Origin of the sequence: Nocardia sp. NPDC050175 (genome assembly GCF_044459885.1) — a bacterium.
GTDB lineage: Bacteria > Actinomycetota > Actinomycetes > Mycobacteriales > Mycobacteriaceae > Nocardia.
The window spans coordinates 125,491-137,664 of record NZ_JBITJI010000004.1 but is presented as its reverse complement, the minus strand read 5'-3'; the positions used below and the strand labels follow the sequence as shown (position 1 = coordinate 137,664).

The window sequence follows — 12,174 nt, the reverse complement described above, 5'->3', positions numbered from 1 at the left end:
AGGGGGAGGCGTGCGATCTGATTCTGAAAGCGCTTGGGAGCAGCGTGAATTCGAGGCATCTTGCCCGCACCCGAAGGGCTCCGGATCTGTCGATCTGCTGTACGCGGTCCGGCACGGGCAAAGCACCGCGAATGTAGCTTTCGCCACGAATACACCATTCGAGTCCGACGACATGTCCATCGCTCTCACCGATCTGGGTAAGCGGCAGGCGACCGCCGTCGGCCGGTGGTTCGCCGCCGTCGACTCGGACCAACTGCCCGACCTGGTGCTGTGCTCGCCGTACCTGCGAGCCGTGCAGACCTGGCAACTCGCCGAGCGGGAATTGCGCGCCGCGAACCGTGATCTGCCGTGTCACCACATCGACCAGCGCCTCTATGACCGGCACCGCGGCGAATTCAATCACCTCGCGCCCGTCGTCGTGCGCGAGCGCTTCCCCGAGGAACCCGCGAAGGAAGCCCGCGACCCGCTCGGCTACCGGCCGCCCGGCGGCGAGTCGTTCCGAGACGTCGCGGACCGGCTACGCGGAGTCGTCGCCGATCTCGCGGCCGACCACCGCCATCGCCGCGTGCTGATCGTGGCGCATGACGCGATAGTCCTGTTCCTCCGTCAACTCCTTGAAAACCTCACCGACACAGCGGTTCTCGCTCTCGCCGAAGCGGGCTTGGCAGGCAACGGCTCGATCACCAGCTGGCAACGCACCGCCGACGGCTACCACCTCCTGGCCTACGACCAGCGCACCCACCTGCCGCCAGCCTGAACACCAACCGTGGCTCCACCAGCAGGCCGGTTTGTCGACCAAGCCCCGTATCAGCGCCGTGTCAGGGGTGCTCGGCATCGTCATGCCCATCAGCCGACGCACCGAATCCACAAGGGGCACCACATGACACAACTGACCGACTTCGTCGAGGCAACAGCCACAAAGTTCGGCATACCCGGCGTCGCTGTCGGAGTATGGGCCGACGGCCAAGCAACCTTCGCCTGCCACGGCGTGACCAGCCTGGACAACCCGCTGCCTATCACGAAAGACACCCTGTACCTGCTCGGCTCGATCACCAAGACCTACACCGCGACCGCACTGATGCGCCTGGTCGCCGACGGCCGCGTCGAGCTGAACGCCCCGGTCCACCGCTATGTCCCCGAACTCGCCCTCGCCGACCAGCAGGCCGCCACCGAAATCACCGTGCTGAACCTGCTCAACCACACTGCTGGCCTGGACGCGAGGATGATCATCGACACCGGTGCGGGCGACGACGCCCTGGCCCGTTACGTCGCAGAAATGGCCGCCCTGGAACAGATCGCGCCGGTCGGCGCCCGAGCCTCGTACAGCCAGGTAGGTTTCAACCTGGCCGGCCGAATCATCGAGAAGGTCACCGGCCTGACCTACGAAAAAGCTGTCGCCACACTGGTTCTCGAACCACTCGGCCTATCCGACAGCCACTACCTGCCCGACGACATCATGACCCGCCGCTTCGCCGTCGGACACAACCCAGGCGAGGACGGCTCACTCGCTGTCGCACGTCCGTGGAAAGACACCCGCGCCGACCACCCGGGCGGCGGCCTCGCCTCTACGGTCGCCGATCAACTCCGCTGGGCCCGTTTCCATCTCGGCGACGGCCGCACCGAGAGCGGTGCCGAACTACTGCCCACCGATGCGCTCACCCGAATGCAAGAGCAGACAATCGCGTTGCGCGGCAGTACCCTCGGCGACGCCATCGGCATCGGCTGGTTCCTGCGCGAGGTCGACGGTGTCCGCACGGTCGGCCACGGCGGCTCATCGAACGGCCAATTCGCCGACCTGCTGCTGATCCCCGAACGAAACTTCGCCGTCATCGTGATGGCCAACGCAGGCCCCGAAGGCATCCCCTGCAACAAGGCCGTTCTCCGCTGGGTCCTGGAAACGTATGTGGGAGTGACTGATCGAGATCCAGAGCCGCTGCCCTACGACGAGACCCGCGCCCAGGAAATCTTCGGCACCTACGAATACAGCACCATGGCGCTGACCATCGACACCGACGGCACCGCAGTCACCCTCGAGGTCGTCATCAAACCGGAGGTCCGTGCCGCCTCGGAAATCGAACTGCCCCCGGACTATTCGCCCTTCGAGCTCGGGCTGCTCCCCGGCGACGACTACATCCTGACCTCCGGTGCCCTGGCCGGTCAGCGCGGCTTCTTCACACGCGACGAACACGGCCACATCACCGGAGCAGACCTCGCGGGCAGGCTCTTCAACCGAGTGGGCCCGTAGATCAACGCTCGATGATGTTGTCCCGCATGCCCTGTGGAAGGCTGACCACGAGTTGCGAGACGTTCCGGCGAACCTGACCCACCCGCAGCTCCGGCGGCAACGACTGCCAGACCTGCCGGATCTGTTCGCGCGCATGGTCCAGCTCACCCTGCCTGGTCCACAGGGTGGCCATGTCGAGATCGAGCAGCGCCCGCCCGACCTGATCCTTCTCGGCCATCGGCAATTCGAGCATCCGATCACGGATCGACTCGGCCGCCCGCCAGTCACCGATCGAACTCAGCGCATGCGATTGATGCCAGCGCAGAATGTATTCGGACGTGCCGAGGTTGTCGTCGGTCGTCGCCGTGTCGGGCAGCGCGGCGAACATCCGATCCGCCGCGTTGACCGCCTCCAGGGCATCCCGGCGCCGCCCGATCCTGGCCTGGATGCCCGCCTCGGCCAGCAGGCCGAACACACCCGCCGCCGTCGGACCGCGGCCGCTGGCCGCCTGCGCCGAACGAGCTGCGGCCAAACCCTGATCGAGCGCATGCCGATAGCACTCGTGGGTGTGCGCCATGTGTCCGGCCAGCCAGGCCTCGAGCGTCGGGTCGCCAGCTTGCCTCGCGGCGCGGCGTGCCTTGGCGAACCACATGAAGGTGTCGTGCAGATCGGCGACGTCGTTGAGCCGAAAAGCGATGAGCCCGGCAATAATTGCCTCGATCCGGTGCAGCCGGCGACGCAGATCCGCGGAGTGGTCCGTCAGCTTCACCTGCTGGACCTGGGCCAGATCGCGCATCCGCGCCGGGATGTATTCCGAAGGCGGCTGGACGTAGACGAGATAGCCGCTGAGTTCGAGACCTTCCTCCAACGCGCGCACGGTATCTCGCGCGGTGGAGCCGACTTGCGAAGCGGGAGTGACGATCAAGCGACTCGGAGGTGGCGCGGGCGGAGGTTCGTCGTCGGTGTAGTCGTGACCGAAGCCGAGCCGGTCCGGCCGGGTGCGATACAACCGGCACAACGCGTCGAGGAACTGATACGACGGCATATCCAAGCCGGTTTCCCAGCGGGACACGCTCTGATGCGACAGTCCTCGGCACGACGACCCGTCAGCCGTGACGATCTCCTGCAATCGGTGCGCGACATCGACGAGAGTGAACCCGTACGCGATGCGATGGGCCCGCAGCAACGAGACGCCGCAGTGCGACCGGACCGCGTGTACCTGGTCCCAGGTCGATCCACCGGCGGCCTCGTACTCGCGGACCACCCGTCTTCCGCACGCGATGCTGTGCGGCCCGTTCATTCCAATTCCCCCTTGCTGCCCTCACCTCAGCATTACGCGGACGCACGCTGTGTTGTCGGTAGGTGCGCTGCGCCAAGGCGCGTTGTACTGCTGGTTCGCTCGCTCACGTGGACCCATGGCTCACCCTGCTAGCCCTGAGCGCGTGCGCGAAGGCGCATCGTGTTGTTTCGCTCGCGCAGTCCGCTCTCGGCTCACCCTGCTGGCGTCGAGCTCGGTCATGCGCGAGGGCGCACTATGTTCTCCATTCGCTCGCTCACGGCTCACCCTGCTAGCCCTGAGCTCCCTCGTGCGCGAAGGTGCACTGTGTTGTCGGATCGCTTGCTCACGCTGCATACTCACGGCTTACCCTGCTAAGCCCTGAGTTCTGTCACGCGCGAGGGCGCTTCGTGTCGGTTCGCTCGCTGTCGCTCGCTCATGACTGCACCTCGCTGGCGCTCGGCTCCGTCATGCGCGAGAGCGCACTGTTTTGTCGGTTCGCTCGCTGTCGCTCGCTCACAACATCTCCAGATCACTGTTGAACTAACCCGGACGAGCGCACGGATCTGCGTTGTCCGTGCTTCCGACCGTATCCGTGTACTGGTCTTTCGTCCATAAACAGCGCGTTCTGCACGCCTGGCGCGCAAGGGCGGGGCAATCTCTGGCCGGTCGTAGCGATCAGCGGCACCCTGGGGGCATGAAAAGAATCGTCATCGTCGGTAGGGTCCTGGCAGACCCGGAGTGCACCGCCGACGAGGATGACCCAGTGTCATTCGCCCACAAGATGGTGCATGTAATGACGCCTATCGCGACAGCGGTGACCGCACTGGCCACCTTCGTGACCTGCGCCTCGGCAATGAACACCGTGGCTGTGACGGTATTGGCCGCCGCGTGGATCCTGGCCGGATGGCTGGCCCGCGGACGGCGATGCAACTGCCGCACAGACCGGCGGCATCTTCGGTTACACCATGCCGCAGGGGGTTCCGCCTAGTCGAAATGCCACATAACTGAGGCACGCACGGGCACGTGATGCCGCAGCGGGACTTGTTCAGCCCCATACCGTTGTAGCTGCGGCAATCATGTAAAAAATACCCGGGAGTACGGTTCCGGGTGTCGATCATATCGGTAATGTGAGCGACATCAACGGGTCCGCGATCGTACAAAGCAGACAGTCAACTGACCTGCGCGGTATCGGAGCGCTGGTCCTGTTAACCGCGTCTTTCGCCATGCTCACGGTGCTGTCCCGTTATCTCGGTAGCGGTTTCACTCCCGCCCAGCAGGTCTATCTTCGCACGGGCCTGGCGTTCTTCATCGCGATAGTCGTATTCAGTCGGTGGATCCGTTGGCGCACCATACTGCGGATCCGCATGCGGGAATGGTGTGTCATCGTCGGACGCACCGTCCTGCTGTACGTCGTAGGGACCACAATATTTTCCAAGGCCGCGGGAATGACGGCGGTGAGCGACATTTCGTTCATCGCCGCCCTCCCGCTGGTCTCCGCGCTCGGGATGCTGTTGCGTAGCGTGCGCGTCTCCGCCGTCCGGATTATCTTCGTCGGCGGCTCCGCGGTTGGTGTCGCAATCCTGTCGGGATTCGGCGGTAGTGCCGCGAGTTCACTGAACTATGGCAACCTGCTTGCCCTGGTCGCCATGGTGGCAATGTCGCTGGGTTATCTCGGACGAGGTTGGCACGACGGCACTTTGAACAATCACGAGCTCACCGCATTGACCCTCGGCGTCGGCGCGGTAGGTGTGGTGCTGACTTCTGTTGTACAGGGAGACAGCATTCCGCATATTCCGTCGCACACATCAGCGGTAATGCTATGGGCCGCAGTCGGTCTCGCCGGTGTGCTCAGCGTACTGAATGTCTTTCTCATCAACTATTCGTTCGACCGCGTCGACGCGGTGCTCAGCGGCAACATGCTGACCGTCGAATGCGTGTGGGGTTTGCTGTTCGGGCTGGTCTTCTTCGGTCAGGTGCCCACCTGGAGTGGAATCCTAGGTGGGGCGGTGATCGTGCTGTGCGCACTCGCGCTCAACCTGCTCGACGGCCGCACCGCCCCCGCCGAGGCCGAACCCGAAGCCGATGAGCCCGTGCCGATCCCCATCCCCCGACGAGAACCGGAGTTCGCCACCCTCGCCCCCGCCGAACCCGCACCGCCGGTGCTCCGGATGTACCGATCCGACGATGGCGACCACTCCCGCACCCAACGCGAAGAGGAACTGGCGGCCAGCCAGTCCTGGATCGGAGCATGGACCAACGACCCAACTAACGACCGAGCCCAACGCAGCGCCGCCAGCTGACCGCGGTCCGCACACGCATACCCAGTGCCACTTGACGCATGTTGCACGCTTTTGACGCATGCTGCAGCTTGCGTCAAGAGCGCGTTTCCTACGTCAAGTCGTTGTTTACCGCCTCTACTCAGCCCTGACTGCGGCTGGTGCGTGGTCGTGGGGTCAGACGGCCGGGGATAGGGCTGTGTGCGCTGCGTATTCTTTTGCGATTTTGCGGATGAGGGTGCGGGTGCGGCGCTCGGTCAATGCGGAACGCTGCAGGTCGACGTGTGCTTGCTGGTACTGGTTCACCTCGTCGGGCTTGTCGAGGTAGCGCGCGCTGGTGTGGCTCTGCAGGTAGACAACCGGCGGCTCGGTGAGATGTGCTGTTGGGTGCCTTGGGAATTCGAGCAGCACGAACGGGCCCACGGCCAGTCCGTCGTAGGCCTCCGCGTCGAGCGGGACCACCCGCACCGAGACGTTGGGCAGTTCACCAACTCGGGCAAGGTGATCGAGCTGATCCACCATCACGGCCGGACCGCCGATCGCGCGACGTAGGACGCATTCGTCCAGGATGGCCTCGACGGTCAACGGGTTGTCGGCATCGGTCAGCCGAGCCTTTCTGCGAGCGAACAGTTCGATGCGCCGTTCGACTTCGGTGGTCGGCATTGTGGGGGAGTGCACGCGGGTCATCGCGCGCCGATAGGCATCGGTCTGCAACAACCCCGGCAGCAGCACCGTCTGATACGAAACAATCCGCTTCGCCGCCTCTGCCAATCCGACAAACGAATCGAAGTGCTTCGGAATGGCATCCCCATACGCCTGCCACCATCCGGTGCGATGCGACTCCTCCGCCAACCCGAGCAGCGTCCGCGTCACGTCGTCGCGCGCGCCGTATACCGCGCACAGCCGCTCGATGAACAACGGATTCAATCGGACGGGTTGCCCGGTTTCCATTCGCCAGAGTGTTTGCTTGCCAACGCCTATCGCCTGCCGGGCGAATTCCGCGCTGACTCCTGAATGCTCCCGGAGCTCGCGTAGCTGACGTGCCAGCATGCGTCGCGGGAGGGTCGATCCGGTGGGGGTCACGGCAATTCCCTTTCGTAGCCTCGCTATTGGCCAGGTATGCAACTGGAACCGCATGACGGGAATCCTTGGAACCTGGCGAATTCTGCCCTGGTTCCACCACTGGGAACGTTCCCCGCCGATAATTTCCGGTGCGTTACTGAAGGCGTGCCCCGGTCCGTGTCATCGAAGTACTGAAACCTTATCTGCGAGAGCGGGTTCAGGTCCACTCGGATGAGGTGCATCATTGCCGCTGTGTCTGTACCACCAGGCGGCCCACCCGGTGAGCGCTCCGAATCGCCGAGAAGTCAACTGCCGCAGCCCTATCGGCGTCCGCCAGCCGCCCTCTCCGCCCGGTATCCACCAGCCGTCCGCCGAGCTCAGCACCCGGCAGCCGCCCACCCCGCGCACCGTTTCGCGGGCCGCACACATCGGCCGGCGATTTCGTGCGCGCCCTCATGGGGCATGCACGTCGCTACGAGACGCTCGCAGCGAGCACCCGACCGCCACAACGGATGTGCGGTCAGGTGCGGCTCGTTGCCGCCGAGAAGCCAAGTGCTGCAAGCCTGTCGTAGCGGACCGCCGACCATCCGTTGCTACGCGCTGCTCCGGCGAACCGGACTTGAACCTCCGGTTCGCCGGGGAACGCCTCGCGAAATTAGCCGTTGGCTATGAGGATCCGATCGCTGAACCGACCACCGGGTCGCCGCCGCCCACCCCGGTTGATCATGAGTTTTGTTCGCCTGGCACGGATTCCGGCATTGATTGGGTCACGATTCGCCGGGTATTCGAGAATTAACAAGAGAGCGCTCATTATTGGGTTAACCTGCCGTGGATCGTTCGATAAGCCGAGGGAGTTGCCGTTGATAGTGGGCGGCAGTCGGCGCTGGGCGGCCGTGGTAGCGATTGCCACGGTCGCCATCGCGCTGGGCGGATGCGGCACCACCTCCAAGGAGTCGACGGTGCGATCCACCGCCGAGTCCACCGCACCGCGGGCGGCGAAAGCGCAGGTAGGGACGCCGGGTTCGGCGGAACTGGCCGCCATCGCGCCCGGCACGCCCGACCTGATGGCCCGGATCCGCGCCACCGACCCGTGCGCGCTGTTGAACCGCGAATACGCCGAGCGCCTCGGCGTATTCCAGCGCTTCGACCGCAGTCCGGGCATGGACCGCGGCAGCGGCTGGACCGGCTGCGGATTGATACTCAGCGCCCCCGATGACGCTTACTACTCGTTCAACCTGCAACTCGACAAGCTCTACACCTCGGACAAACGCGCGGCGGACAAGACCGAACAGATCAACGGCCACACCGTGTATCGCAGCGCGAGCAGCGACGACAGACCCGACGCGTACAGCTGCGATTACCGAATCCCGGCCGGGGACACCGGATTCGCGCACTTCCTCAGCGTCGCCAAGTTGGCAGGCTCGGCGAAGACGCCCGTCCCATGGTCGCAGCCCTGCAGCTTCACCAGGGAATACCTGGCCGCAACCATCGACGGTCTGCTGGCATTGCCGCCACACGTGATCGACGATCAGGGCGGACGGTCACTGCTGCAGCGCAACCCCTGTGCGGCCACCGCGCAGATCACCGCACAGTTCTCCGCCTGGCAGATGACCTCGGTCGGCTGGCCCGAGGCCTACAAGTGCGCGATCACCCTGGTCCAGCCGGGCGGCGCGAACCGCACCACCGTCGAGATCTCGTTCGACCAAACCAGCGAGCAGATGGTCAAGACGGGCGAGGTGCTGCGCTTACCGTCGGGCCTCGACGGCGGCCAGTCCATCCAATACGCGCGGCACACGAACGTGGAGGGACTCACCGGCATAGAGCTGCGCACGGTCCAGTCCACCGACCCCACCCGCCAAAACTCCAGCTGCGCAATAACGTTGAACTACCGCCGGGCCGACCCACCGACCGCCAACAACGCGCATCTGCTCACGGTTTCGGTGAATCTGGCGCCCGCCACCCCACCCTTCCCCTTCGACGCCTGCACCCAAGCCGCCCAGATCACCCCGTCGGTGCTGCACGCGATCCCCTGACGTCGACAAGCCATCTGACGGCTGTCCGACAGGCCGGGGCCCGAACTACGAAGCGATCACGATCAGTTCCATCGATTCCGGTCGCGCCCCCTCCCCAGCGCTGCAAGGGGGCGATTCAGGTATAGGCAATTAGACTGGTTGAGCAGACAGGCCGGGATTCGCATGGTGTTGTGCGATGAGCGGCGGCGTACCCGAGGACGAAGCGAGGAGGTGGGGCCGATGTCGAGCACCGAGGACAGGCGCTTCGAGGTCCTGCGCGCGATCGTCGCGGACTACGTCGCGACCAAGGAGCCGATCGGGTCGAAGAGCCTGGTCGAGCGGCACAATCTGGGTGTTTCGAGCGCGACCGTGCGCAACGACATGGCGGTGCTGGAGGCGGAGGGCTACATCACGCAGCCGCACACCAGTTCCGGGCGCATCCCCACCGACAAGGGTTACCGGCAGTTCGTGGACCGGATCGCCGAGGTGAAGCCCCTGTCGAGTGCGGAGCGGCGCGCGATCATGGAATTCCTGGAATCGGGCGTCGACCTCGATGACGTGCTGCGCCGCGGTGTCCGGCTGCTGGCCCAGCTGACCAGGCAGGTCGCGGTCGTGCAGTACCCGTCGGTGTCCGCGTCGACGGTGCGGCACATCGAGGTGGTCGCGTTGAATCCCGCGCGGCTGCTGCTCGTGGTGATCACCGACACCGGCCGGGTCGATCAGCGCCTGGTGGAACTCGGCGCGCTGATCGATGACGAGGATCTGGCCGCCCTGCGCGGCATGCTCGGCGGCGCGATGGACGGCAAGCGGCTGGCGCACGCATCGGCGGCGGTCGCGGAGCTACCCGAGCGGGCGCCGCTGCGCCTGCGCGACGTGTTGATCCGGGTGTCGACGGTGTTGGTCGAGACGCTGGTCGAGCATCCCGAGGAACGCCTGGTGCTCGGCGGCACTGCCAACCTGACCCGCAACGCTGCCGATTTCGGCTTCCCCGGTTCGCTGCGTGACGTGCTGGAGGCGCTGGAGGAGCAGGTGATCGTGCTCAAGCTGCTGGCCGCCGCGCAACAGCCGGGCACGGTGACCGTGCGCATCGGCGAGGAGACCCAGGTCGAGCAGATGCGCGGCACCTCGGTGGTGTCGACCGGCTACGGCACCTCCGGCGCGATCCTCGGCGGCATGGGTGTGCTCGGTCCCACTCGGATGGACTATCCGGGAACCATCGCCTCGGTGGCGGCCGTTGCCAGGTATATCGGCGAGGTCCTCGCCGAACGCTGACGGCTCCGATGCCGCTGATACCCTCGTACTTCCGGCCGGATAAAGTTGAGTGCATCCGACTAATGCTGGCCATCAGCATGCGGTTGGAGCGGTGAAGCACCGTCGGCACCTTCGAGAACGACCAAGGACTAGAGAACTCAAGTGGCACGGGACTACTACGGACTGCTCGGCGTCGCGAAGAACGCGACCGACCAGGAGATCAAGCGCGCCTATCGCAAGTTGGCGCGGGAACTCCATCCCGACATCAACCCGGATGAGACGGCGCAGGCCAAGTTCAAGGAAGTGTCGGCCGCCTACGAGGTGTTGTCGGATCCGGAGAAGCGGCGCATCGTCGACCTCGGCGGTGACCCGCTGGAGTCCGGTGGCGGTGGTGGCGGCGGCTTCTCGGGCGCGGGCTTCGGCGGCCTCGGCGACGTCTTCGAGGCGTTCTTCGGCGGCATGAACGCCTCGGGTGGCGCGCGCAAGCCACGCGGCCGGGTGCAGCCCGGCGCGGACTCGCTGCTGCGGACCCGGCTCAGCCTGGCCGAATGCGCGGTCGGCGTGACCAAGCATCTGACGGTGGACACCGCGATCCTGTGCGACGTGTGTACCGGCGCGGGCACCAACGGCAAGTCCAAGCCGGTGCGCTGCGAAACCTGCGGCGGCGCAGGCGAAGTGCAATCCGTGCAGCGTTCGTTCCTCGGCCAGGTGCTCACCTCGCGCCCCTGCCCGACCTGCCGCGGCGCGGGGGAGACCATCCCCGATCCGTGCCACAAGTGTGGTGGCGACGGCCGGGTGCGTGCGCGTCGCGAGATCGCCGCGCCGATCCCGGCCGGTGTCGCGAACGGCATGCGGGTGCGGCTCGCCGCGCAGGGCGAGGTCGGTCCCGGCGGCGGGCACGCCGGTGACCTGTATGTGGAGATCGTCGAGCAGCCGCACGATGTGTTCGTCCGCGACGGCGACGACCTGCACTGCACCATCCGCGTCCCGATGGTCGACGCCACCCTGGGCACCACCGTGGTGATCGACACCATCCTGGACGGCCCCACCGAACTGACCATCGCGCCGGGCACCCAGCCGGGCGAGGTCTCGGTGCTGCGCGGGCACGGCATGCCGCGGCTGCGCTCCGGCGCGCGCGGTGACCTGCTCGCGCACCTGGACATCGTGATCCCCGCCAAGTTGGACGGCAAGCAGACCGAACTGCTGCGCAAGTACAAGGGCATGCGCCCGAGCGAGCGCGCCGAGGTCATGTCCACCCAGTCCGAGCACAACAGTGGCCTGTTCGCCAGGCTGCGGGCCTCGTTCAGCGGGCGCTAATTGGCCGCGACGGTCTTCTACCTCGACGAGGTGCCCGAACCGGGCGCCATCGCCGTGCTCGACGGCCAGGAGGGCAGGCACGCCGCCACGGTGCGCCGCATCCGGGTCGGCGAGCCGATCACGTTGTCGGACGGGCGCGGTGTGCTCGCCGAATCGGAAGTCGTTGCGGCGCAACGTGACCGGCTGGACCTGCGGGTACTGAATCGTGCTGTGGCACAACCGGTTTCACCGCGTGTGACGGTCGTTCAAGCGCTGCCGAAGTCGGACCGCTCGGAACTGGCCGTCGAGCTGATGACCGAGGCGGGCGCCGACACCATCGTCCCGTGGCAGGCCGCCCGCTGCATCGCCAACTGGGAAGGCAAGGCGGGCAAGGCCGTCGACAAGTGGCGCGCCGCCGCCCGCTCGGCCGCCCGCCAATCCCGCCGCCCCTACATCCCCGAGGTAGCGGACCTACACCGCACCCGCGACCTCGTCGAGCTGATCCGAAAGTCCAAGGCGGACGGCGCGATCGTCGCCGCCCTGCACGAATCCGGCACGGGGCGTTTCACCGAACTCCCGTTCGCCGCAGCCCCCGAAGTCATCCTGATAGTCGGCCCGGAAGGCGGCCTCGACAACTCCGAACTGGCTGCCCTCACCGAAGCCGGTGCCGAAGCGGTTCTACTGGGCCCCACCGTGCTCCGCACCTCGACCGCTGCCGCCGTCGCCCTCGGTGCCCTCGGCGCGCTGACGTCGCGCTGGTAGCAACGTTCCGCG

The 12,174-nt window shown here is 66.0% G+C and carries 9 protein-coding genes; 7 read left to right on the top strand and 2 right to left on the bottom strand.

Translation table 11 applies throughout. The features are described 5' to 3' along the window. Nucleotides 1-10: 10 nt before the first annotated feature. The gene (locus ACIBK2_RS15140; protein WP_396967521.1) at nucleotides 11-757 is read left to right on the top strand and encodes a histidine phosphatase family protein; all 747 of its coding nucleotides are present in this window, start codon (nucleotides 11-13) and stop codon (nucleotides 755-757) included. A gap of 123 nt (nucleotides 758-880) precedes the next feature. Beyond that, a complete protein-coding gene (locus ACIBK2_RS15135) occupies nucleotides 881-2,245 on the top strand; it encodes a serine hydrolase domain-containing protein (RefSeq protein ID WP_396967519.1) in 1,365 nt (454 codons plus the stop codon). A gap of 1 nt (nucleotide 2,246) precedes the next feature. Here ACIBK2_RS15135 and ACIBK2_RS15130 read toward each other — a convergent pair whose 3' ends face one another. Next, nucleotides 2,247-3,524: a helix-turn-helix domain-containing protein gene (locus ACIBK2_RS15130; RefSeq protein WP_396967517.1), complete on the bottom strand. Its 1,278-nt coding sequence runs from the start codon at nucleotides 3,522-3,524 to the stop codon at nucleotides 2,247-2,249. Between the two features lie 1,202 nt (nucleotides 3,525-4,726). Here ACIBK2_RS15130 and ACIBK2_RS15125 point away from each other — a divergent pair. Next, nucleotides 4,727-5,803, top strand: a complete 1,077-nt coding sequence (locus ACIBK2_RS15125; protein ID WP_396967515.1) for a DMT family transporter — start codon at nucleotides 4,727-4,729, stop codon at nucleotides 5,801-5,803. Between the two features lie 153 nt (nucleotides 5,804-5,956). On the opposite strand, the gene ACIBK2_RS15120 is transcribed toward ACIBK2_RS15125, so the two are convergent. Further along, on the bottom strand, nucleotides 5,957-6,829 hold the full coding sequence (locus ACIBK2_RS15120) for a helix-turn-helix domain-containing protein (RefSeq protein ID WP_396968456.1): 873 nt from the start codon (nucleotides 6,827-6,829) through the stop codon (nucleotides 5,957-5,959). Nucleotides 6,830-7,695: 866 nt separating this feature from the next. On the opposite strand from ACIBK2_RS15120, the gene ACIBK2_RS15115 reads away from it, so the two are divergent. From ACIBK2_RS15115 to ACIBK2_RS15100, 4 genes are all read left to right on the top strand, one after another. After that, complete coding sequence (locus tag ACIBK2_RS15115; protein ID WP_396967513.1) at nucleotides 7,696-8,874, top strand: DUF3558 family protein; 1,179 nt, start codon at nucleotides 7,696-7,698, stop codon at nucleotides 8,872-8,874. Between the two features lie 219 nt (nucleotides 8,875-9,093). Next, nucleotides 9,094-10,125: a heat-inducible transcriptional repressor HrcA gene (gene hrcA / locus ACIBK2_RS15110; protein ID WP_396967511.1), complete on the top strand. Its 1,032-nt coding sequence runs from the start codon at nucleotides 9,094-9,096 to the stop codon at nucleotides 10,123-10,125. Between the two features lie 141 nt (nucleotides 10,126-10,266). Then, a complete protein-coding gene (gene dnaJ, locus ACIBK2_RS15105; protein ID WP_396967509.1) occupies nucleotides 10,267-11,421 on the top strand; it encodes a molecular chaperone DnaJ in 1,155 nt (384 codons plus the stop codon). After that, entirely contained in the window at nucleotides 11,422-12,162 is a 741-nt protein-coding gene (locus ACIBK2_RS15100; protein WP_396967507.1) for a 16S rRNA (uracil(1498)-N(3))-methyltransferase, read from the top strand. Nucleotides 12,163-12,174 lie beyond the last annotated feature (12 nt).